This is a genomic window from Burkholderia sp. IMCC1007, assembly GCF_027257875.1.
Taxonomy (GTDB): domain Bacteria; phylum Pseudomonadota; class Gammaproteobacteria; order Burkholderiales; family Burkholderiaceae; genus Burkholderia.
The window spans coordinates 259,893-281,325 of record NZ_JAPVQY010000003.1; the positions used below are offsets into that span (position 1 = coordinate 259,893).

General features: G+C 67.0%; 20 protein-coding genes. 8 read left to right on the top strand and 12 right to left on the bottom strand.

The genetic code is table 11. The features are described from left to right. Positions 1 to 27: 27 nt before the first annotated feature. Together O1Q03_RS05320 and O1Q03_RS05325 are read left to right on the top strand one after the other, a co-directional pair. Positions 28 to 996, top strand: coding sequence for a helix-turn-helix domain-containing protein (locus tag O1Q03_RS05320; protein ID WP_269502001.1), 969 nt, complete (start codon positions 28 to 30; stop codon positions 994 to 996). A gap of 163 nt (positions 997 to 1,159) precedes the next feature. Continuing rightward, positions 1,160 to 2,725 (top strand): GMC family oxidoreductase, encoded by a 1,566-nt coding sequence (locus tag O1Q03_RS05325; protein WP_269502003.1) that lies wholly within the window; start codon positions 1,160 to 1,162, stop codon positions 2,723 to 2,725. A gap of 94 nt (positions 2,726 to 2,819) precedes the next feature. On the opposite strand, the gene O1Q03_RS05330 is transcribed toward O1Q03_RS05325, so the two are convergent. Beyond that, the gene (locus tag O1Q03_RS05330) at positions 2,820 to 3,800 is read right to left on the bottom strand and encodes a helix-turn-helix domain-containing protein (RefSeq protein WP_269502004.1); all 981 of its coding nucleotides are present in this window, start codon (positions 3,798 to 3,800) and stop codon (positions 2,820 to 2,822) included. Between the two features lie 176 nt (positions 3,801 to 3,976). Between O1Q03_RS05330 and O1Q03_RS05335 the strand changes: the two genes are divergently transcribed. The 5 genes from O1Q03_RS05335 to O1Q03_RS05355 all read left to right on the top strand — a co-directional run bounded on the left by O1Q03_RS05335 (position 3,977) and on the right by O1Q03_RS05355 (position 8,939). Then, positions 3,977 to 4,510 carry a 2,4'-dihydroxyacetophenone dioxygenase family protein gene (locus tag O1Q03_RS05335; protein WP_269502005.1) on the top strand — a complete coding sequence of 178 codons (534 nt, stop codon included), beginning with the start codon at positions 3,977 to 3,979 and terminating at the stop codon, positions 4,508 to 4,510. An 18-nt stretch (positions 4,511 to 4,528) separates the two neighbouring features. Then, positions 4,529 to 5,845, top strand: a complete 1,317-nt coding sequence (locus O1Q03_RS05340; protein WP_269502006.1) for an MFS transporter — start codon at positions 4,529 to 4,531, stop codon at positions 5,843 to 5,845. Between the two features lies 1 nt (position 5,846). Next, a complete protein-coding gene (locus O1Q03_RS05345) occupies positions 5,847 to 6,968 on the top strand; it encodes a 2,3-butanediol dehydrogenase (protein WP_269502007.1) in 1,122 nt (373 codons plus the stop codon). Beyond that, on the top strand, positions 6,946 to 7,668 hold the full coding sequence (locus tag O1Q03_RS05350; RefSeq protein WP_269502008.1) for an SDR family NAD(P)-dependent oxidoreductase: 723 nt from the start codon (positions 6,946 to 6,948) through the stop codon (positions 7,666 to 7,668). The genes O1Q03_RS05345 and O1Q03_RS05350 overlap by 23 nt, the downstream gene beginning before the upstream one ends. Positions 7,669 to 7,847: 179 nt before the next feature. Beyond that, positions 7,848 to 8,939, top strand: a complete 1,092-nt coding sequence (locus O1Q03_RS05355; RefSeq protein ID WP_269502009.1) for a porin — start codon at positions 7,848 to 7,850, stop codon at positions 8,937 to 8,939. Between the two features lie 159 nt (positions 8,940 to 9,098). Here the strand turns inward: O1Q03_RS05355 and O1Q03_RS05360 are convergent, their stop codons facing one another. From O1Q03_RS05360 to O1Q03_RS05410, 11 genes are all read right to left on the bottom strand, one after another. Beyond that, the gene (locus O1Q03_RS05360; RefSeq protein ID WP_269502011.1) at positions 9,099 to 9,677 is read right to left on the bottom strand and encodes a TerD family protein; all 579 of its coding nucleotides are present in this window, start codon (positions 9,675 to 9,677) and stop codon (positions 9,099 to 9,101) included. 32 nt (positions 9,678 to 9,709) lie between these two features. Continuing rightward, complete coding sequence (locus O1Q03_RS05365; protein ID WP_269502012.1) at positions 9,710 to 10,285, bottom strand: TerD family protein; 576 nt, start codon at positions 10,283 to 10,285, stop codon at positions 9,710 to 9,712. A gap of 81 nt (positions 10,286 to 10,366) precedes the next feature. Continuing rightward, entirely contained in the window at positions 10,367 to 10,816 is a 450-nt protein-coding gene (locus tag O1Q03_RS05370) for a tellurite resistance TerB family protein (RefSeq protein ID WP_269502013.1), read from the bottom strand. 49 nt (positions 10,817 to 10,865) lie between these two features. Continuing rightward, positions 10,866 to 12,068 (bottom strand): TerD family protein, encoded by a 1,203-nt coding sequence (locus tag O1Q03_RS05375; RefSeq protein ID WP_269502014.1) that lies wholly within the window; start codon positions 12,066 to 12,068, stop codon positions 10,866 to 10,868. Next, positions 12,065 to 12,658, bottom strand: coding sequence for a TerD family protein (locus tag O1Q03_RS05380; protein WP_269502015.1), 594 nt, complete (start codon positions 12,656 to 12,658; stop codon positions 12,065 to 12,067). Before O1Q03_RS05380 ends, O1Q03_RS05375 begins: the two co-directional genes overlap by 4 nt. A 199-nt stretch (positions 12,659 to 12,857) precedes the next feature. Next, positions 12,858 to 13,805 carry an HpcH/HpaI aldolase/citrate lyase family protein gene (locus tag O1Q03_RS05385; RefSeq protein WP_269502017.1) on the bottom strand — a complete coding sequence of 316 codons (948 nt, stop codon included), beginning with the start codon at positions 13,803 to 13,805 and terminating at the stop codon, positions 12,858 to 12,860. Further along, positions 13,802 to 14,899: a cysteine protease StiP family protein gene (locus O1Q03_RS05390; RefSeq protein ID WP_269502018.1), complete on the bottom strand. Its 1,098-nt coding sequence runs from the start codon at positions 14,897 to 14,899 to the stop codon at positions 13,802 to 13,804. Before O1Q03_RS05390 ends, O1Q03_RS05385 begins: the two co-directional genes overlap by 4 nt. Beyond that, on the bottom strand, positions 14,892 to 15,650 hold the full coding sequence (locus tag O1Q03_RS05395; RefSeq protein ID WP_269502019.1) for a trehalose phosphatase: 759 nt from the start codon (positions 15,648 to 15,650) through the stop codon (positions 14,892 to 14,894). Before O1Q03_RS05395 ends, O1Q03_RS05390 begins: the two co-directional genes overlap by 8 nt. Continuing rightward, positions 15,640 to 16,767 (bottom strand): phosphoribosyltransferase domain-containing protein, encoded by a 1,128-nt coding sequence (locus O1Q03_RS05400; protein WP_269502021.1) that lies wholly within the window; start codon positions 16,765 to 16,767, stop codon positions 15,640 to 15,642. Before O1Q03_RS05400 ends, O1Q03_RS05395 begins: the two co-directional genes overlap by 11 nt. Positions 16,768 to 16,837: 70 nt before the next feature. After that, the gene (locus O1Q03_RS05405; RefSeq protein ID WP_269502022.1) at positions 16,838 to 17,968 is read right to left on the bottom strand and encodes a trypsin-like peptidase domain-containing protein; all 1,131 of its coding nucleotides are present in this window, start codon (positions 17,966 to 17,968) and stop codon (positions 16,838 to 16,840) included. Between the two features lie 559 nt (positions 17,969 to 18,527). Continuing rightward, positions 18,528 to 20,015, bottom strand: a complete 1,488-nt coding sequence (locus O1Q03_RS05410) for an NAD-dependent phenylacetaldehyde dehydrogenase (protein ID WP_269502023.1) — start codon at positions 20,013 to 20,015, stop codon at positions 18,528 to 18,530. 376 nt (positions 20,016 to 20,391) lie between these two features. Between O1Q03_RS05410 and O1Q03_RS05415 the strand changes: the two genes are divergently transcribed. Further along, positions 20,392 to 21,342: a helix-turn-helix domain-containing protein gene (locus O1Q03_RS05415; protein ID WP_269502025.1), complete on the top strand. Its 951-nt coding sequence runs from the start codon at positions 20,392 to 20,394 to the stop codon at positions 21,340 to 21,342. Positions 21,343 to 21,433: the final 91 nt, after the last annotated feature.

Sequence of the window (21,433 nt, forward strand, 5' to 3'; positions counted from 1 at the left end):
CGCTCGGACCGTCATCGGGAGAACGTCATGCCGGACACCAGCACGGAGATCGCCACGATCTCGACGCGCGCCGTACGCGGCGCCGAGCGCGTCGACTTCTGGGTCGACCATGTCGCGCGCACGCTCGTGCGGATCGAATGCAGCGGAAGGTCGTCCGAAGGGATCGATGCGTCGCTGCGCAAACGCGATCTCGGGCTGTTCCGCGCGTGCGACATCGTCGCGAACCGGCACGCGGTCGTGCGCACGCCGCACAACATCCACGCGGACCAGCGTGACGCCGTGTTCATCTGCCTGATGCACGAAGGGCACGGCTATACGTTCCAGGACGTCGACTGCATGCAGCACGGGCCCGGCGACCTCGTGCTGTACGACACGTCGATGCCGTACGGTCACGGCTTTCCCGCCGACATGGCGATGACCGTGCTCGACGTGCCGCGCGACGTGTTCGAGGCGCGCGTCGGCCCGTGGCGCTATCGCAGCCTCGTCAAGATCGACCGCGGCGACGGCGTCGCGTCGTGGGCCGTGCGGCAGGTGTATGCGCTGCTCGCCGCGCCGCCGGAGCCGACGCCCGACGCGCGCGAACGGCGCGCCGCCGCGATCCTCGATCTCGTGCAGTCGATGCTGCGGCTGCATGACGGCGACGCGTCGCCGACCAAGTCGACGGTCCACACGCTGTCGCGCGCGAAGGCGTTCATCGACAGCCATCTTGCCGACGACGACCTCGACAGCCGCTCGGTCAGCCGCGCGATCAACCTGTCGCCGCGCCAGCTCGCGCGCGTCTTCGAGATCGAGGGAATGCCGCTCACGCGCTATATCCTCGCGCGGCGGCTCGAACGCTGCCGCGCCGACCTGCGCGACCGGTCGCTGAAGCACCTGACGGTCAGCGAGATCGCGTTCCGCTGGGGCTTCAACAACAGCGCGCACTTCAGCCGCAGCTATCGCGCGCGGTTCGGCGAGACGCCGAGCGATACGCGCGCACCGGCCGGTGCGTGCTAGCGCCGTTCCCGCTCCCTGCCGCTCGTAGCGCCACTCGCCTCATGTCCCGGCGAGGCAAGCACGGCGTCCACCCCAGTCAAATAGGGCCCCAACCCACTCGCTAAGCTGGCTTCGTGCGCGGCGGCACTCGTTCCGCCGCCCGACAGCAAGGAGAAGAAGCGGGATGGAGACGTACGACCACATCGTCGTCGGCGGCGGTTCGGCCGGCTGCACGGTTGCGCACCGGCTGGTGAAGGCCGGCCGGCGCGTGTTGCTGCTCGAGGACGGCCCGAAGGACGACAGCCTGTTCATCCGGATTCCGGCGACGTTCATCCGCGTGCTCGGCACGCAGCGCACGGTGACGTTCGAAAGCGAGCCGCAGCCGGGCGCGGCGGGACGCAAGACCTACGTGCCGCAGGGCCGCACGCTCGGCGGCGGCAGCTCGGTCAACGCGATGCTGTACGTGCGCGGCACGCGCGACGACTACGACGACTGGGCCGCGCTCGGCTGCACCGGCTGGAGCTGGGACGACGTGCTGCCCGTGTTCAAGCGCGCCGAATCGCATCTGCGGCTCTCGGAGCCGTACCACGGCACCGACGGGCCGTTGAAGGTCGGCGACACGCGCTTCCGGCATCCGCTGAGCCTCGCGTTCGTGAAGGCCGCGCAGGAAGCCGGCATCGCGTACAACGACGATTTCAACGGCGCCGCGCAGCATGGCGTCGGCTTCTATCACACGACGATCTTCGACGGGCAGCGCGGCAGCACCGCGGCCACCTACCTGGCCAACGTGATCGCCGATCCGAACCTGCGCGTGCTGACCGGCTGCCGCGTGACGCGCATCCGGTTCGATGGCCGCCGCGCGACCGGCGTCGAATGGCGCACCACGAGCGGCGCGACGGGATCGGCCACCGCGCGCGCCGACGTCGTGCTCGCGGCCGGCGCGCTGAGCACGCCGAAGCTGCTGATGCTGTCGGGCATCGGGCCCGGCGCGCACCTGCACGCACATGGCATCGACGTGCTACACGACTGCCCGGAAGTCGGCGCGAACTACCAGGACCATCTCGAAGTGTCGATCTACGGCTACAGCCACGCGCCGATCAGCCTGCTGGGCGAAGACCGCGGGTGGAAGGCGCTGCGGCACGGGCTGCAATGGATGCTGTGCCGCTCGGGGCTGCTGACGTCGAACGTCGTCGAATCGGGCGCGTTCGTCGACACGACGGGCAGCGGCCGCCCGGACATCCAGTTCCACGTGCTACCGACGCTCGTCGGCGACGTCGATCGCGAACCGCTGCCCGGCCACGGGCTGTCGATCAACCCGTGCCTGCTCCGGCCGCGTTCGCGCGGCTCCGTGCAGCTGCGCGGCAATGATGCGGCCGCGCCGATCCGCTTCGACAGCGGTGCGCTGTCCGATCCGGCCGATGTCGACCGCCTCGTGCGCGGCGTCGCGCTCGCGCGGCAGATCATGCGCGCGCCGTCGCTCGCACGCATCGTTCGCGAAGCCGAGCCGCTGACCGATGCCGCGCTCACCGACTACGTGCGGCGTCGCGCGAAAACCGTCTATCACCCGGCCGGTACGTGCCGCATGGGCAACGACGCGCACGCGGTCGTCACGCCGCGTCTCGCGGTGCAGGGTGTCGACGGATTGCGGATCTGCGATGCTTCGGTGATGCCGCGCATCGTGTCCGGCAACACGAACGCGCCGACGATCATGATCGCGGAGCGCTGCGCTGAGTTCATGCTGGCGGAGTGACGCGATGCGCATGCGCTTCGCCGCACCGAAACCGAAAGCGGCGCGTCATGCACGCGCCGCCGCCGCCCGCCACCGAATCATCGAAAAGCCAGCATCAGCCCCCGGCCGCACGCGCCGCATCGCGCAGCGCCATCGGCGACGCGCCGTAGCGCTCGCGGATCGCGCGGCTGAAGTGCGCCTGGCTCGAGAACCCCCAGCGAAACGCGATCTCGCCGATGCTCGTCTTGCGCAGCCGCGCATCCGTCAGCTCGCGATGCGCGTGCGACAGCCGTTCCGACCAGATGTGCTGCGTGATCGACTCGCCTTCGGCCGCGAAGAGGCGGCCCAGATGCCGCAGCGACAGCCCGACCGCATCGGCGACGGCTTGTGGTCCGAGCTCCGGCTCGCCGAGATGCGTCGCGATGTACTGCTTCGCGGTCAGCAGGTACGACAGCGACGCGCGCGATGCGCCCGCGCCGTTCACTTCCGTGTCGATGAGCTCCGCGATCAGCGTGCGCGTGTGCTCGACGAACCGTGCGGCGTCGCGCTCGACCGGCGCCTTCATGAACCGCTCGACGCTCGCGCGCAACGTCGCGCCGAGCATCGCGCCCGCGCCCGGCTTCGGCGCGATCCGCAGCGGCAGCGCGGCCAGTTCCGCATCGAAGCGATCGTCGAACGTCGTAATCGGGATATCGATCAGCAGCTGCCGCATCGGCGTCAGGAATCCGAACAGATAAGGCACGCGCGTGTCGTAGACGACGACATCGCCCGCTTCCGCGAGCAGACACCGGTCGTGCTGGATGAAATACGCGCGCCCGCTGACGATCTGGCACGCGAACAGCGACTCCTTCGGCAACTGGCGCACCAGCGCGGGGCTGCGCTCGATCACGTGATCCTGCCCGCTGATGTCGGCGATGCCGAGGCCGGGCAGCGCGATGTCCGTCTTCTCGGCTTCGAGCCCGGCCGGCGACAGCGACGAGCAGCGCAGGCCGACCAGCGTCGCCGCATTGAACGCATCCCAGTACGCCATCCTGTCGCGCGCCGGCACGTCGGCCGTCGAGCCTCGCGTGCGTGAAAGAACGGTCGTATTCGTCACGTCGCCTCCTGCGGGCGGCTGTCGTGCGGAGCCGCACGGATTGGGGGATGGTTCGTCTGGATGCTGATGCGATGCAATGTCCGGCGCGGTCAAGCAATTCGTCCAGCCCAGTCAAGAGCGGCGCGCACCGGCTGGCTAAAGTCGAGCCCACGACAACCCATACAAGGAGACACACCGTGGTCGACAAAGCCGTATCCGAATTCTGGCAAAACATCCCGGCGATTGCCAATCCGTTCAAGCCCGATGCGCTGCCCGAAGCCTATATCCCGAACGCGGCCACCGACGACGAACGCTATTACGTTCCGTTCACCGAAACGGTTTCGTCGCGCCCGCTGTGGATCTCGCCGTCGCAGAACAAATGGTGCGACATCCTGATGGCGAAGGAAGCCGGCCTCGTGAACCGGCACTATCACCCGCACGAGGTGTTCGCTTACACGCTGTCAGGAAAATGGGGCTACTTGGAACACGAATGGACCGCGACGCGCGGCGATTTCGTGTACGAGACGCCGGGCGAAGGCCACACGCTCGTCGCGTTCGACCACCCCGAGCCGATGCGCGCGTTCTTCATCGTCAAGGGCCCGCTGATCTGGCTCGACGAAGAAGGCAATCCCGACGGCTACTTCGACGTGCATTCGTACATCGCGATGTGCAAGGCGCACTACGAGAAGGTCGGCCTCGGCGCGCACGCGATCGAGAAGCTGTTCCGCTGACGCGCGGCGAGGCTCACGATGACGTCCCCTTCCTCCTCTGCCTCCACGCCCGCCTGGACATACGAGAACAGGCTGCTGCTGATCCTGTTCATGACGTTCGGCTTCGTGTTCTTCGACCGCCTCGCGCTGTCGTTTTTGTTCCCGTTCATGTCGGCCGAGCTGCACCTGACGAACGCGCAGCTCGGCATGGTGTCGTCCGCGCTCGCGCTCACGTGGGCGCTGTCGGGCGCCGCCACCGGCGCATGGTCCGACGCGCGCGGTACGCGCAAGCCGCTGCTGGTCGCGGCCGTGCTCGGCTTTTCCGTGTGCTCGGCGCTGTCGGGGCTCGTCGGCGGCTTCGCGAGCCTGATCGCGTTTCGCGCGCTGATGGGCATCGCCGAAGGCCCCGTGCTGCCGCTGTCGCAATCGCTGATGGTCGAGAGTTCGACGCCGAGCCGCCGCGGGCTGAACATGGGCCTGCTGCAGGGCTCGGCCGCCGGCCTGCTCGGCGCGATGATCGGCCCGCCGGTCGTGATCGGCATCGCCACCGCATACGGCTGGCGCGAGGCGTTCTACGTGTCGTGCATTCCGGGCTTCCTGATCGCGTTCAGCATCTGGCGCTGGGTGCGCGAAGTGCCGCCCGGCGGCGTGCGCCACGCGCAGGCGGAAAGCGCGACCACGCATGGCGCTCAGGCAGCCGGCGCCGCCGAGGTCAGCCGCTGGGCATTGCTGAAGGAACGCAACATCCTGCTGTGCGTGCTGATCAGCTGCTTCTTCCTCACGTGGTTCGTCGTGATCATCTCGTTCGCGCCGGTGTTCCTCGTGGAAAGCCGCCACCTGTCGCCGTCCGACATGGGCGTCGTGATGACCTGCCTCGGCGCCGCGTGGGTGTTCTGGGGCTTCGCGGTGCCGGCGATCTCCGACCGGATCGGCCGCAAGCCGACGATGATCGCGTTCGCACTGATCGCGGCCGCGTGCCCGGTCGTGCTGATCCACGTCGGCGCGGTGTGGGCGCTCGGCGCACTCGTGTTCGTCACGTACACGGGGCTCGGCTGCTTCACGCTGTTCATGGCGACGATCCCGGCCGAAACGGTGCCGCCGCGCGCGATCGCGAGCGCACTCGGGCTGATCATGGGCGCCGGCGAGCTGATCGGCGGCTTCGTCGCGCCGACCGTCGCCGGCTTCGCGGCGGACAGGTACGGCCTGCAGTGCGCGATGTGGACGTCGGCCACCGGCGCGATCCTCGCGTGCGTGCTGTCGTTCGGCCTCGTCGAAACCGCGCCGGCCGTGCTGCGCAAGCGCGCGCTCGCAGGCGCCGCCGGCCGCCTCGACACGCAGAACCTTGGAGGACGCTGACATGCGCGCACTTCAATGGCATGGCCCGCGCGACGTCCGTCTCGTCGAAATCGACACGCCGCGCGTCGGCCCCGGCGACGTGCGCATCGCGGTCGCGTATTGCGGCATCTGCGGCAGCGACCTGCACGAATACGCGGACGGCCCCCACGCGATTCCGGTCGACGCGCCGCATCCGCTGTCGCGCCGCACCGCGCCGCTGACGCTCGGCCACGAGTTCTGCGGGACCGTCGTCGAAGTCGGCGAAGGTGTGATGACGCTGCGCGCGGGCGATCGCGTCGCGGTCGAGCCCGAGTATCGCTGCAGCCAGTGCGCGTACTGCCGCGCGGGGTCGTACAACCTGTGCGTGTCGATGGGCTTCGCCGGGCTGATGGGCGATGGCGGGATGGCCGACTTCGCGGTCGTGCCGGCCTACATGCTGCATCGCCTGCCCGACGGCGTGAGCCTCGAACAGGCCGCGGTGATGGAGCCGGCCGCCGTCGCGCTGCACGCGCTGCGGCGCGCCGAACTGCGGCTCGGCGACACCTGCGCGGTGTTCGGGCTCGGGCCGATCGGCCTGCTGCTGATCATGCTCGCGAAACTGCAGGGCGCGACGACGATCGTCGCCGTCGACGTGTCGCCGGAACGGCTCGCGGCGGCCACGCGCTTCGGCGCGACGCATGCGTTCGACGCGCGCGGGCTCGATGCGTACGCGTTGCAGGACGCGATTCGCGCGGCCACCAGCGGCCTCGGCGTCGATACGAGCTTCGAAGCGGCCGGCTTGCAGGCCACGTTCGAATCGGCGCTGCGGGCACTGCGCAAGGGCGGCCGCGTCGTGATGGTCGGCCTGATGCCGCACGCCGGCTTCGACGCGTTCCGCGCGGTCAACGACGAGCTGACCTTCACCGCGAGCGTCGGCTATCGGCATGCGTACGAAGACCTGCTGCGCATCGTCGCGTCGGGTGCGCTCGACCTCACGTCGATCGTCACGCGCACCGTGGCGCTCGAAGATGCCGTCGCCGACGGCTTCGACGCGCTGCTCGCCGATCGCGCGCAGATCAAGATTCTCGTTTCACCCGCGCAGCGGCCGGCCCGCCGCGCCACCACCATCGGGAGTGTCGAGCATGAGTCGTCAGTGGACGTTTGAAGGGCAGTCCGTCGTCGTGACGGGCGGCACGTCGGGCATCGGCGCGCGCACCGCGCTGCGGTTCGCGCAGGCCGGCGCATCGGTCGTCGCGCTCGGACTCGACGCAACCGGCCCGCATGCGCCCGTGCATGCGGGCATCCAGTGCGTGGAGCTCGACGTGGCCGACAGCGCGGCACTGACGCGCATGATCGCCGCGCTGCCGCGGCTCGGCGTGCTCGTCAACGGCGTCGGCATCAGCCGCCACGCGGACGAATACCGGATGGATCAGTTCGAGCACGTGCTGAACGTGAACCTGACGTCGGTGATGCGGGCATCCGACGCCGCGCGGCCCGCGCTCGCGGCCAACGGCGGCAGCATCGTCAATATCGCGTCGATGTACACGTACTTCGGCAGCAAGGACCGGCCCGCGTACAGCGCGAGCAAGGGCGGCATCGCGCAGCTCACGCGTTCGCTCGCGCAGGCGTGGGCCGACCGCGGCATCCGCGTGAACGCGGTCGCGCCCGGCTGGATCGACACGCCGCTCAGCAGCGCTCTGATGGCCGACACGCAGGCGTCGCGCCGCATCGTCGAGCGCACGCCGCTCGGGCGCTGGGGCACGGCCGACGAAGTCGCGGAAGTGATCCTGTTCCTGTGCTCGCCCGGCGCGTCGTTCGTGACCGGCGCGGTCGTGCCGGTGGACGGCGGGTATTCGACGGTCTAGCGCGGCGGGCAGCGCGCGGCACATCGGCAGATCGACACGACATGTCGATGCCGCTGCGCGCCGCCGCTCCCTTTGACTGTCGCTGAACCGGGCCTGCCCGGCTCAGGTTTCTTCATATCAATCAGTAGTCCGACTAAAAATATCCGACTCGATCGGACCATGTGAGGAGCAGTTTGGAGATGACGAAAAAGACCTTTCTGGCGCTCGCGGCCTGCACGCTTCCGGCTGCGGCGTTCGCCCAGAGCAGCGTGACGATGTTCGGCCTGATGGATACCGGCATCAGCTACGTCAGCAACCAAGGCGGCCACGGCGCCGCGAAATTCGACGACAACATCTTCTTTCCGAACCTGCTCGGCTTCGAGGGCAAGGAGGATCTCGGCGCGGGCACGCGTGCGATCTTCCGGCTCGTCAACCAGTATTCGCTCGGCAATGGCGCGATCATCGGCGGCGGGCTGTTCGCGCGCACGGCCTATGTCGGGTTGCAGAACGACCGGTACGGCACGCTGACGCTCGGCAACCAGTACGAATTCATGGTCGATTCGCTGGCCGCCAGCGGCAACGAGATCGCGCAGGATCTCGTCGGCCTGTACGGCTTTCGCAACGGGCCGTTCGACCGGCTCGCGCTGCCGAACAACCCGACCGGCGCATTCGACTGGGATCGCGTCGCCGGCAGCAATCGCGTCGCGAATTCGGTCAAGTACACGAGTCCGTCGCTGTCGGGCCTGACCTTCGGTGCGCTGTACGGCTTCGGCAACGTCGCGGGGTCGATCGGCGCGAACAATACGGTCAGCGTCGGCGCAAGCTACGACAATGGCCCGTTCGGCGCGGGCGCCGCCTATACGAACCAGAAATACGGCGCGGCCGACGGGCTGCCGCTCACCAGCGTGCGCAACTGGGGCGCGGGTGCGCACTACACGGTCGGCACGGTCACGGGGAAGGCGCTCTTCACGACCGTGCACAACGCGTGGAACGGTGCGGGCGCGTGGTCGGCGGAAGCCGGCGCCGCGTGGCGGCCATCGCCGGTATGGGTGATCGGCGCGAGCTACACGTACATGAAGGGCAACGACACACTCGACAACGCGCACGCGCACCAGTTGCTCGCCGCCGTTCAGTACTGGTTGTCGAAACGCACGATGGTGTATGTCGCGGCGGTGCATCAGCGCGCAAGCCGCGGCGGCAACGCGCAGATCAACGGCGTGATGGACGCGAACGGCGCGTCGAGTGGTGCGTTGCAGTCGATCGCGCGGATCGGATTCAGTACGCGGTTCTGACGGGAAAGGGAGCGTTGGCCACGGCGACGATATGCAGCGATTCGCGGACGAACCCCATCATCCGCTGCCGTTACCCGATGCAAAAAGGGCTGGGTTCCGTGCAATCCAGAACCCAGCCCGATCAGCCCCGGCCGCCGGGGCTTGCTTCAGCCACGTTGGTTAGCCGATGCTCACGCCATGAGCTTCGGCGAGCGGCTTCAGGCCGCCGGCGAAACCCTGGCCGATCGCCTTGAACTTGAACTCGTCGTTGTGACGGTACAGTTCGCCGAAGACCATCGCCGTCTCGGTGGACGCATCTTCGGACAGGTCGTAGCGGGCGATTTCCTTGCCGTCGGCCTTGTTCACCACACGGATGAACGCGTTGGAGACTTGGCCGAACGACTGCTTGCGGCTTTCCGCGTCGTGGATGGTCACGGCGAAGACCAGCTTCTTCACATCGGCCGCCAAGCCGGTCAGCTTGACGACGACCTGTTCGTCATCGCCTTCGCCCTGGCCCGAACGGTTGTCGCCGAGGTGCTCGATGGAGCCGTCAGCGGACTTCTTGTTGTTGTAGAAGATGAAGCCGGCATCGCTCAGAACCTTGCCGCTTTCCCCGGTAACGAAGATGGACGCGTCGAGGTCGAACTCGGTGCCGTCGGTGACACGCGGGTCCCAGCCGAGGCCGACCAGCACTTCGCTCAGGCCCGGGGCCTCTTTCGTCAGGGAGACGTTACCGCCTTTGGACAGACTCACAGCCATGGTGCAACTCCTTGTTCGGTTGAATTGAGCGATCAGAAGCTCATGCCGTAGCCATTGGCCAGCGCGCGCAGGCCGCCGGCATAGCCTTGTCCGACGGCGCGGAACTTCCACTCGTTGTTGTTGCGGTACAGCTCGGCGAAGATCATCGCGGTTTCGACCGATGCGTCTTCGGCGAGGTCGTAGCGAACGATCTCGGCGCCGTTGGTCTCGTTGACGATGCGGATGAACGAGTTGGCGACCTGGCCGAAGTTCTGCTTGCGCGCGTCGGCGTCGTGAATGGTGACGGTGAAGGCGATCTTCTCGATGTCGGCCGGCACGCGGCTCAAGTCGACCTTGATGACCTCGTCGTCGCCGTCGCCGGCGCCGGTGCGGTTGTCGCCGGTATGCTCGACGGAGCCGTCCGCGCTCTTCAGCTGGTTGTAGAAGATGAAGTCGGCTTCGCCGCGCACCTTGCCGCCGGCGCCCAGCAGGAAGGCGCTGGCATCCAGGTCGAACTCGGTGCCGTCGGTGGCGCGCGGGTCCCAGCCCAGGCCGACCAGGATCCTGGTCAGGCCCGGTGCTTCCTTGGACAGGGAGAGGTTGCCGCCTTTTTGAAGAGTCAGTGCCATGAGTACAGCTCCTTGTGGTTGCGATGGATTACGGGTTGTCGGCCGATGCCGTGACGGAAGCGGTGCCCTGCTTCCGGTTTCTTAAAGCTCGAAGTCCGCCGGGCTCAAGCCGAGCTCCCGGCAGATCAGGCGACAGGCAGCCTTCTCCTTGTCGTCGAAGTTGCCGTCCGAACCGCCGATGGCGATGCACACCCGCACCAGCAGGCGCGCTTCGCCATCCTTGCCCTTGATCTTGCTGATGATCTTCAGGGCCTCGGCCTGGCCGATCTGGAAGTCGAACTCGAACTTCCCGCAGGCGTCGGTGAACACCTTGATCACATCGGTCAGGTTGAAGACCTTGAGTTCCGGGGAGTTGTTGATGAAGCCGACCATCTTCATCTTCTCCTCGGACTGGATCTCGCCATCGGCGGCCGCGATGAGCGCGCAGCCGTTGGCGACCGCTTCCATGAAGGCCCGGTTCTTGAACTTGGCGACTTCCGTCGTCAAGGTTTCGCGCGCTTTCGCCGCGTTGGTTTTCAGCCACTCGAGCATGGTTTCCTCCTCGTTGGGCGGAGCCCGCCGGCCCCGCCGGACATATTGGTTACTTGGAGCCGGCGGCCCAGCGCATCCCCCAGCCGTTGGCACGGTCCATCTCTTCGTGCCCGCGGTGGAAGTCGACGCGGCGGGTGACCTTGACCGAGCCGCCCACGTTTTCGAGCAGGGCGATCGCGCACATGCCGTAGCGGCCGCCCTCCTCGTTCAGCCGCACCTCGATCTCCGGCTGGCCGGGAACGAAAATGGTGACCACCCCGTCGGTCGCCTTCCAGTTCGGCGCGCCCTCGTAGATGAACGCGTAGACCAGGATGCGTTTGATCTGGCTCCAGTGCTTGCCGTTGATGTGCAGCCACTCGCCGCCTTCGACGGAGCCGGTGCGGTCGTCACCCATGAGCTGGATGTAGGGCTCGTCGTTCAGGGCTCCGAAGGTGTTGCCGAGCGCCTGGACGGCGCCCTTGTAGCCGTCCTGCAGTTCGAACAGGCAGCCCACGTCGAGGTCGACGGAATTGCTCTTGCCGAACAGGCCGCCCAGCAGGCCGCCGCCGCTTCCGTTTCCGCGGTTCCAGTTCAGGTTCACCCTGATCTCGCCGAAACCGGCTGCGGGCTTGTCGAGGCTGATGCTGGAGCGAGACTTGTCCAGCGTGACCTTGCTCAGGCTGACCGTCGATTTCGGCGGGGCCGGAGGAACGGGAGCCGGAGCCGGCGTGGCAGCAGCAGCGGGGGCCGGAGCCGGAGCGGAGGCCGGCGCGGCGATGTCGACACCGAAATGCTTGGCCAGCGGCTCCAGACCACCCGCAAAACCTTGACCGACGCAGCGGAATTTCCACGCGCCCTGCCGCAGATAGAACTCGCCGAGGATCAGCGCGGTCTCGGTCATGCCGTGCGTCGGAATCTGCGCTTCGATGCCGCCGGTGACGGCCATCGCCAGCGTCGACACGCGATCGAAGGCGGCCTTGTTCTCGTAGATGGTCGCGGTCAGCGCAACCTTCTCGACGGCGGGGTCGACCCGGCCGAGGTCCAGTGTGAACGCGGCTTGACCCGCGGCACTGCCGGTCAGTTCGACCGCCCCGCCCAGGATGCGGGTCTGGCCGTAGAAGCACATGTCGCCGTCACCGCGGACTTTGCCCGTGGCGGTCAGCGCGAATGCGGAGATGTCGATGTCGGTGCCCGGGATCGGGGCGTAGCGGATGTCGACGCGAAGTTGGCCGGTGGCGACCGGCGCGTTGCCGCCAGGAACCAGCGTGGTCATACGCGCACCGCCTGAATGGCCAGGTTGACGAGGTCTTCGGCGGTGCGGCCGTTGGTCGACTGGCCGATCGCCTTGAACTCCCAGCCGCCGTTCCCGCGACTCAGGCTCGCCATCACCACGCCGGTGTGGCGGCCTTTCTCGGCCAGGTTGAAGCGCGCGAGCTCCTGGTTGCCGGATTCGTTCACGATGCGGCAGTACGCATTCTCGACCTGATCGAAGGTCTGGCCGCGGAAGCTGTTCACCGTGAAGACCAGATGCTTCGCCATCGCCGGCAGGTGCTGCAGGTTCACGGAGATGGTTTCGTCATCGCCATCGCCCTCGCCGGTCAGGTTGTCGCCCGAGTGTTCGATCGAGCCATCCTTCGAAGCCAGCTGGCGGAACCAGACGACATCGATCGGCGCGTAGTCGCCATCCAGCACGATGCACGACGCATCGAGGTCGATCGAGTCGTTCCCGCCACCCAGCATCCTGGACAGGAAGCCGCCGCTCTTCACCGGATCCCAGCCCAGGCCCAGGCTGACCTTGCTCAGGCCGGTGCCGGCCGTTTTCTCCAGCGAGATGCTCTGATTCTTGCTCAGGGTGAGTGCCATGATTAACGCTCCTTGTTGGTTTTCAGTGTTCGTTCGGGGTGAAGAGGCCAGGAAGCGCCTCTCGATCCCGGCTTTCTTGAACTGCGGGTATTGATTGCCCCACGCTCCAGGCGGCGGGCCGCTTCCAACCTGGAAATGCGAAGCGGGAACGGGCGCAGCGTGTCCGCCCGCGAGCCGGCTTCATGCGTGTCGATACGCATCAGCCGACCTCCGCGAGACGGATGCTGGGCTCGCTGCACGCAACCACGGCGGGCTTCACCCCGAGCCATTTGGCACGCTCGAGGATGTTGGTCGCCCACTTGTGATGGGTGGCGGGTTCGCACATCGCGTCGTTGTGCTTGAACACCGCCCGCGCATCCTGATCGACGATCAGCCTGGCGGCGTTGAGATCCTCCAGGCTGACGCGCAGTGCGTCCTGGATGAGGCCGATCTGGCGCGGGTGAATGGCGGTCTTGCCCACCAGGCCGTGAGCGATATCCAGTTCCAGTTCGGCTGTCAGGAGATCCGGTGTGGCGAGCTGCTCGAATACCGGGGCGGTCAGCGAAAAACCTTGCGCGCCCATGACGCCGGCCAGCATCGGGATGACGTAACTCATCGGGGTGTCGTAGAGCGTCCTGGCCGGGTTGCGGCGCAGCCCGAGGCACCCCATGAGGTCGTTGCCACCGATCCGCAGTGCGATGATGCGTTCGCCCAAGCCGGCTTTCAGCGCATGGCCCAGTTCGACCATCGCACCCGGGTTGTAGACGTCGGCCGTCTCGAGCGTGGGCATGAGGAGCAGGTCCGGATTGTCGACCGCTTGCTCCCAGCAGCCCAGGCTCTTCAACGTCAGCTTCGGCACCACGAAACCGTCCACGTGCTTCATCAACGGCCAGTCGTTCAGCACCGCCCCCATCCCCGCGTCGCGGGGCCGGACGAACAAGAGCGGGCGTTGCACAGGGCGTCCGCCGCGCGCGTCGATCTCCGCGAGAAGTGCCCGTAGGTTCGCCAGCGCGCACTCGACATCGATCGCCGCCACGGCGTCTTCCAGGCACACCACGAGCGAGCGGAGCTCGGGGAGCTTGCTGCCGAAGACCATGTCCGGAATGTCGTCACGGGTGGCCGGCATGTATAAGGTCGCGCCCAGCGCGAACGGCGAAATGGCCTTCATCGGTTCGCACTCCGGATGATGGTGGCTGCCCGGTAAGGACCCAGGTCCGAGCCGGCCTCTTCGACGGCCACGCCCGCGCACTCGGCGAGATGCATCAGCAACTGCACATCGGTGTCGCCGCGATCGCGAACCAGCACGTGGTCGGGTACACGACGAAGGACGGCGCGCGTCGCCTCGGCGATACCGGGCTTCACGCGGTTCATGTTGGCGATCCCGAAGCGCGCCGCCAGTGAATGCACCACGCTGCCCGCTTGCGCTTGAAGCGTCACGCGCTGATCGGCGGTCCACGGCGCGGCCTGCGGCACCCCGCCCAATGCGGCGCGCTCGGCGTCGATCTGCTCGATGAATTCGCGGGTGACGTCGTGCTCGTGCAGATGGTCGTACGTCACGCAGCCATGCAGGCCGCCTTGCGCCGGCCAGATGGAGCGCGATATCAGGCCCGATACGGTCGCGCCCAGAATGCCGGACGGAATCACCCAGTCCTCGGCCGACGCGGCCAGCCACGCGCGGCCGCACGGATCCGCCAGCACGACGAGGCGCGGCGCTTGCGGAAAGCGTTCGTCGGCGCCGAGCGTGCGCGCGAGTTCGCCGGCAATCGCGCCCTTGCCGGTCCAGCCATCCACGAACACGATGTGCTCGGCACCGTGGAGACGGATGATCCCGTCCAGGGCCACCGTGTCGATGCCGCGGTCGCGGATGATGCTGACGCCGTAGTGGCGGACGTCGCGCCCCATCGCGACCAGTGCACGGCGCAGCAGCACGCCCAGCGGCAGTCCGGCGCGAACGAAGGAAACGAGTGCGATGCCCGGGCCGGTGCAGGCCGCGTTCAACGCCAGCGCCAGCGACTGCACGCCGGTGGCCATGCGCTTGCCGTTCTGCGCCAGCGCACGCGCGTAGAGGCGCTTGTGCAGGCCCGTTGGCGCATGCTCGGTGCTGATCATCTCGGAGTAGTGCTTGCGGTTCGTCTGGATCAGGCGTTCCTTCTCCAGCACGTCCGTCGCCGGCATGTTCATGGGTTGCAGCAGGCAATGCACGTCGTCCGCGGCGTAACTGCCGCTACCGACGGTGACGACGGATGCAAACGGATCACGCATGGATCAGCCCCTGCGCGACCTTCGCCAGCTGGCTGCGGGCCGGCGTAGCCCACATGTGGCAAAGATCCATGAAACCGAGGTCGGTGATGCTGTCACCGAAGGCCAGCACCGGACGTTCGCCGTTGCGCTCGCAGTCGCGGCGCAGCCATTCCCGGGCGGCCGCGCGCTTGTCCAGCCCGTCGGGCAGGAACGCCAGGTTGTTGCCGTTGGCGTGGATATGCATGCCGTCCAGCAGCCCGCGGGCCTGAACTTCGGCAAGCACCGTGGCGAGCACGGCGTCGTCGGATGCGTTGTGCTTGGTCACCACGTAGTGGCACAGCCCGTCCTCCGCCACGACCCAGCCGCGCAGGGAAACGCCGAGCGCCTGGCCGATCCGCAGCGTGGCTTCACTCAGTGCCGGTAGACGATCCTGGAAGGCCCGCAGCGCTTCCGTCATCCGGCCGTGCCAGTCCGGGTCGGGCGTGCCGTCGGCGCGCAGGATCACGCCGCCGTGCGAGCAGATCGCGCCATGCGTGAACGGCAGCTTCACGCGGCGGTAGGCCTCGACACTGCGCGCGGTGACGGGAACGACGTCGGCACATGCCAGCAGCCAGCCGATGAAGTCGTGCTGCACCGGGGTCATGTAGCCGTTCGGCTGGCCGTGCACATCCACGCTCGCCGCGGTGCGTGGCGCGCCCTCCGGCATCTTGCGCGCGGTCTGGAACAGGGTGTCGTCGAGATCGACGAGCACCAGCGGACGCTTACCGGCCATCGACGATGACCTCCGCGCCGAGGGCCTCGACCAGCGCTGCGGACAACGCCTGCGCGGGCGTTTCAGTGCAGATCAGCACCCGGTCGAACTGGCCGGGCTTCACGTTGTAGAGGAAGTTCGGGATGCCGACGCCGTAGTTGTCCGGGAAGGAAAGTGCGTGCTCGATCGCGTGGCCCAACGCGATCGGGGAACGGGTGGTGGCGCTGAAGCAAACGTCCGCGCCCGCGCCTTCCAGGCGCTCCGCCAGCAGGAAAGGCCGCCAGACGAATTCGCCGGTGCCGATCACGATGCACTTCTCGCCCGGCGCGACCCGAAGGCCCGGCGCAAGGGTGTCGTCCACGTTGCGCACGCCCAGTCGCCCCCAGTCGTTCAGCGGCGATAGCCGCCATTCGCCGACCGAGACTGCGCCCACGTCCGGCATGTCCGGCAATGGCGCGCGCGCGTCTTCATGGAACTGATAGGAACCGCGCATGAGCGACACCGACGTGGCCGATTCGCCGATGGTTTTTCCGACGGCCCCTGCGGACCAGTCGGTCAGGACACAGGTGACGACCCGCTCAATTTTCGCGAGGCCGGCCTCCGCCAGCGCGCGATGCAGGTTGACGAAGGTCTTGCCGGTGGACGCTTCATCGTCCACCAGCACCAGCGATCTGGCCTGCAGCATCATCTCCCGCACGTCGGGCTCGACCGGCATGTGGATCAGGTGGGCACTGGCGTGGCTATGCTCCTCCTCGAAGCGGGCGAAGAGATCGGTGCCGAGCGGATGGCGGGTGCTGATCAGATACACGGTATCGGGGCGGGTCGCGCCGAGTGCGCGATGCACACCGGCACCGAGCCCGACGGCGGTTTCCGCCATGCCGATCACGAGCACGGGGCCAGGCAGGTCCGCTGGAATCTCTGCTGCCAGACTCTCGAAGCTGGCGGACATGACGGACGGACGCACCGGTATGTGCCGACCCAGCACCTTGGACACGAACAGGAAGGCCCGCTTCGGGTTGCGGCGCTCGGCGAAGCCGAAGAGCGCGGACGGCGGCAGGACGGCATCGTCGACCTGGACTTCGAGCAGTCCCCGCATCAGCTGTGCGCGGAGGGACACGGGTACGACAGGACGTTCCATAACGGCTTCCTAAATTGGCGCGAGTCGGCAAACCCGGTACCGCGGCCTCGGGATTGAAGTCGACGTGCTGCTACGGGTTCCGCGCCTCGATGCGCCATAGGCATGGCTGCACCTCCCGGGATATCTGCGCTGTGGTGAAGGTCTTGCCCGACGGCGTTCTGGCGGCGGTCACGCCGCAGGCATCCAGGAAGGCCAGTGCGAGGCCGGCCTTCACCGCGAAATTCATGTTCTGTGCATCCGCGACCGTCGAGGTGACCATCCCCACGACCGCACCGGACGTATCGAACAGCGGACTGCCGCTCGATCCCGGCTGGATCGGGGCCGTGAACTGCAGCAGGCTGGCGTCGTTGCGCAGGCCGAACAGCGCGGAGACGCCGCCCTGGGTGACCTGCAGGCCCCCGCCGGTCAGGCCGGCCAGCGGGAAACCCATCGCGACCACCTGATCGCCCAGGTCGCAGCCCGTGCCGTCCCCGAAGGAGACTTGCTTGAAGACGGGCGCACCCTGGACGCGCAGCAGCGCCAGGTCGTTCCGGCAGTCGACCACCACGGGCTCCGCGCGGTGCCGGCCCTCGAACGAAGCGATGTGGATTTCCTGCATGTCCTCGATGACATGCGCACAGGTGAGAACGTGTGTCGGACTGACGGCGAAGCCGGTGCCGGTGGCAGAGCGGCACGCATCGGAGGTGCGTGAGCGCCGCTCGGGATGGGTGTCGTCGATCGCGAGCCCGATCCTGCGGCCGAGCGCGGAAAGGCCGTAGGCCGACCCCTCGGCCAGCGCGCGGAACTTCCATTGCTGGTTGCGGCAATAGAACTCGCCGATGATGATCGCCGATTCGCCGTTCTCGGCGAGGTTCAGGCTGAGTTCGATCTGGTTGTCGATCCGCAGGTGAACGGAGCGGAGTTCGCTCACCGGACCGACGGCCGAGAACGTGTACACGACAACGCATACGCGATCGGCGCCGACCGGAAGCGCAGCAAGGTTCAGCTGGCAACCGATGCGCTCCTGGCTTCCGCTCCAGGCCATCCACCCTTGTTCGACCTGGAACAGGGCCGGATCGCCCTTCGGCTGACGCTTGTCGTCAACCGGGAGCAGAGCGACGGCAGCATATGCCCCGAAGGCCGAGGGGTTCGCGCATTCGAGCGTCCAGGAGCATTGCGGTGCTCCCAAAGCGGTATTTGCGCCAGGCGCCAGTACCATCATCCCCGAGTCGCTCCTTGCATTGGCATCCATACAGAATTAATACAGTCACCATACAAAATATTTGTGACATGGTATCAAAGTTAAGGATTTATGTAAGGAAGATGCAAGCCGTCTTGGCCAATCGGGATACGTCGCCCTGAAGTGAGGTTGCGTTCTGGTCGGACGTCGCGGTTTCCTGCTTCGTTGAATGGTCAGGCGAGGCGATTCCGTTGCCGAATGTGAAGATTCGGCGGGTTCTGGGTGGTGCCCGCCCGGGCACGTCTCGAGCGCGCCCGCTCCGACAGGAGTGTCGGGTCTCAGCGAACGGGCTTCCAGCGCCCTATGGAAATCAGGGTGTTAGGCACATTCACTGAGCATTTCTCGGTCGCGAATTCTCATCATTCGGTGTCGCGGCCTAGTTGCAAATTATGGCCAACCGCGCCGACCGGGCAGCCCTCCCTGACGGGGTCGTGGCCGGAATGCACCTCACGTCCTCACTTTGAGACCGGGGAGAGAAAACACCGGAATGTCCCCCGCTCCCCGTACCCGCCACCCGCCGCCCGCCGCCCGCCTCGCGCGATCAAAAACGAATGGTCACCGATTTCGGCTCGGTATAAGCGTCGATGAACGACGAACCATACTCGCGTCCGATACCGGACCCTTTTGCGCCGCCGAACGGAACGGCCGGGTCGACCAGCGTATGCATGTTCACCCACACGGTGCCGGCTTCGATGCGCGGCACGTAGCGCAGCGCCTTCGACAGGTCGTTCGTCCACAGGCTCGCGGTAAGCCCGAACGGCGTGTCGTTCATCATCGCGATCAGTTCTTCGTCGTCGTCGAACGGCACGAACGCGCCGACCGGCCCGAAGATCTCGTTGCGATACGAAGCCGATTCCAGCGAGCGAGGCAGCACGATCGTCGGCTTCACGTAGAAGCCGTCACGCGCATACGCGTCGCCGCCGGTAACGATCGTGTCGCCTTCCGTGCGCGCGAGTGCGAATGCGTCGAGACACTTGCGGAACTGCGGTTCGTTGCAGACGGGGCCGATCATCCCCGCGTCGTCCATCGGGTCGGCCGGCTGGAAGCTGTCGAGACGCGCCTTCATCCTCTCGACCACCTCGTCGAATTTCGTGCGATGCACGAAGAAGCGCTCGGCGGACGCGCACACCTGCCCGCTATGCAGGAAGCCGGCTTCGACGATGCCGTCGAGAATCTTGTCGACCGGCGTATCGGGCAGGAACGCCGCGGCATTCTTCCCGCCCAGCTCGAGCGTGAAACGCGTGAGGTTCGCGTTCACGGCTTGCTCGCCGATGATGCGGCCGGTCGGCACCGACCCCGTGAACGATACCTTCGCCACGCGCGGATCGCGGATCACCTTCGCGCCGACCTGGCCGGTGCCGTTGATCACGTTGAGCGTGCCGGGCGGCAGGCCGGCTTCGGTCGCGAGTTCGGCGATGCGCAGCATCGTGAGCGGCGTGAATTCCGACGACTTGATCAGCACCGTGTTGCCGGTCGCGAGCGCCGCGCCGAACTTCCACACCGGGATCATCACCGGAAAATTCCACGGAATGATCCCGAACACGACACCGAGCGGCTCGCGCAGCGTGAACGACGTGTAGCGCTCGCCGTTCATGCTCGGAAACGACGGCGCAAGCGTTTCGCCCGCGATCTTCGTGGCCCAGCCCGCGTAATAGCGCAGCCAGCGCGCGGACCACCCGACCTCGATCACGCGCGACAGCCCGATCAGCTTGCCCGACTGCGCGGTTTCGATCTGCGCGATCTCTTCGCCGTGCGCGTCGATCAGATCGGCGAAGCGCAACAGGATGCGCTCGCGATCGGCCGGCGTCAGGTTCGCCCACTCGCCGTGAAATGCGCGATGCGACGACGCGAGCGCGGCTTCGACGTCGTCGTCGGTCGCCTGGGCAACCGAGCCGATCGCCGCGCGCGTCGACGGGTCGCGCACGTCGATGCGTTCGCCGCAGCCGGCCACCGCACGGCCGTCGATGTAGTGACCGTGTTCGCGCGCGAGAAACGCTTTGACTTCGTCCAGCATCCGAACCAGTGCCATCTGTATTCCTCCGGAAATTCCGTTGAATGTGAAGGTGCGTGGGAAATTTGAAAGGCCCGATCAGGCCGCATAAGCAACCAGTCCGATGCCTTTTCGGCGAGCGCGATGTGGCGCGAGCCAGCCTGTTCGATCCGACAGCACAGCTTGCCGACCGCCGCTCGATTCTAGGGACGCGCCGCGCGCGCCGATCGGCGTTGCGTGCATACTTTTGGGCCGAGCGTGCAGATCGATGCCGCGCCGCCGCGGCCGTGGAAAACATGGAGAAACCACGATTGACGCCGCAGCATCAGGCTCCCGACAATGGCGGCGTCTGAACGCGCGTCGCCGCCGTTTGCATTACCCTTGACGCGTTCCCCGGCCCACTCCCTCTTCGGCAATGCCACACGAACTCGTCGTCGACGCCAGCAACAGCAGCGCGAACCTGCGCGCGCTGATCGCGGACAGCTTCCTGCCGCTCGTCTTTCACGACCCCGGCCCGCAATTCCGGATGTCGGTGCGGGTGGCGACCGTGGGCGGGCTGCGGATGGCGGACGTCGACACGAGCGCGATCCGCGTCGATCGCGACCGCTCGCTCGCGTCGCGCGCCGACAGCGACTGCTACAAGATCCTGTTCCAGATCGCCGGACAAAGCCGCGTCATGCAACGCAATGCGACGTCGACCGTCAATCCCGGCGAGTGGGTGATCTACGATGCGACGCAGCCGTACATGATCGAATCGGCGAACGCGTCGCGCTTCGTCGCCGCGCTGACGCCGCCGAGAAGCGGCACGATGTGGCGCTGGTTCGTGGAGCGTGCGGGCGTGCAGGTGCGTCGAACCGTCGGCAATGCGCAGCTGGCGCTTCAATCGATCCATTACCTGATGGACGGGCAGGTGCCGAACGATCCGGAAAGCCTGTTCGGCTTCGAGCAGTCGACGCTGATGCTGCTCGATTCGGTGATCCGCCGCGAGGCGAGCGATGCGCTGACCGGCGCCGATGCGCGCAGCACGACGCTGCGGATGAATGCGGAACGCTATCTGTCGCACCACTACAGCGATCCCGATTTGTCGCCGGGCAAGCTGGCGAGCGCGCTGAACGTATCGCGGCGCACGCTGTACAGCGCTTTAGCCGCAACCGAGCGCACGCCGCAGAGCCTGATTCAGGAATACCGGCTGCAGGCGAGCCGGCGCGCACTGGAAGATCCGGCCGATACCCATCGCACGCTGCTGGAACTCGCGATCGCGTGCGGCTTTTCGGACATCACGCATTTCGGACGGGCGTTCAAGGCGCGGTTCGGGTGTAGTCCGGGCGCATATCGTGTCGCATACCGAACGATCGCGGGGGAGTGACGCGCGTCATCGCGTGGTGCCGCGTGGCGTACGGCGGATTCGTCGGGCCGGCGAACATCGCGACGGGATGTGTGCCGTCTGTCGATATGCC

Bases quoted from the DNA above. Each gene is read 5' to 3' on its own strand.
- O1Q03_RS05320 (WP_269502001.1), top strand. From the start codon at position 28: ATGCCGGACACCAGCACGGAGATCGCCACGATCTCGACGCGCGCCGTA.
- O1Q03_RS05325 (WP_269502003.1), top strand. From the start codon at position 1,160: ATGGAGACGTACGACCACATCGTCGTCGGCGGCGGTTCGGCCGGCTGC.
- O1Q03_RS05340 (WP_269502006.1), top strand. From the start codon at position 4,529: ATGACGTCCCCTTCCTCCTCTGCCTCCACGCCCGCCTGGACATACGAG.
- O1Q03_RS05345 (WP_269502007.1), top strand. From the start codon at position 5,847: ATGCGCGCACTTCAATGGCATGGCCCGCGCGACGTCCGTCTCGTCGAA.
- O1Q03_RS05350 (WP_269502008.1), top strand. From the start codon at position 6,946: ATGAGTCGTCAGTGGACGTTTGAAGGGCAGTCCGTCGTCGTGACGGGC.
- O1Q03_RS05355 (WP_269502009.1), top strand. From the start codon at position 7,848: ATGACGAAAAAGACCTTTCTGGCGCTCGCGGCCTGCACGCTTCCGGCT.
- O1Q03_RS05360 (WP_269502011.1), bottom strand. From the start codon at position 9,677: ATGGCTGTGAGTCTGTCCAAAGGCGGTAACGTCTCCCTGACGAAAGAG.
- O1Q03_RS05365 (WP_269502012.1), bottom strand. From the start codon at position 10,285: ATGGCACTGACTCTTCAAAAAGGCGGCAACCTCTCCCTGTCCAAGGAA.
- O1Q03_RS05370 (WP_269502013.1), bottom strand. From the start codon at position 10,816: ATGCTCGAGTGGCTGAAAACCAACGCGGCGAAAGCGCGCGAAACCTTG.
- O1Q03_RS05375 (WP_269502014.1), bottom strand. From the start codon at position 12,068: ATGACCACGCTGGTTCCTGGCGGCAACGCGCCGGTCGCCACCGGCCAA.
- O1Q03_RS05380 (WP_269502015.1), bottom strand. From the start codon at position 12,658: ATGGCACTCACCCTGAGCAAGAATCAGAGCATCTCGCTGGAGAAAACG.
- O1Q03_RS05385 (WP_269502017.1), bottom strand. From the start codon at position 13,805: ATGAAGGCCATTTCGCCGTTCGCGCTGGGCGCGACCTTATACATGCCG.
- O1Q03_RS05390 (WP_269502018.1), bottom strand. From the start codon at position 14,899: ATGCGTGATCCGTTTGCATCCGTCGTCACCGTCGGTAGCGGCAGTTAC.
- O1Q03_RS05395 (WP_269502019.1), bottom strand. From the start codon at position 15,650: ATGGCCGGTAAGCGTCCGCTGGTGCTCGTCGATCTCGACGACACCCTG.
- O1Q03_RS05400 (WP_269502021.1), bottom strand. From the start codon at position 16,767: ATGGAACGTCCTGTCGTACCCGTGTCCCTCCGCGCACAGCTGATGCGG.
- O1Q03_RS05405 (WP_269502022.1), bottom strand. From the start codon at position 17,968: ATGATGGTACTGGCGCCTGGCGCAAATACCGCTTTGGGAGCACCGCAA.
- O1Q03_RS05410 (WP_269502023.1), bottom strand. From the start codon at position 20,015: ATGGCACTGGTTCGGATGCTGGACGAAGTCAAAGCGTTTCTCGCGCGC.
- O1Q03_RS05415 (WP_269502025.1), top strand. From the start codon at position 20,392: ATGCCACACGAACTCGTCGTCGACGCCAGCAACAGCAGCGCGAACCTG.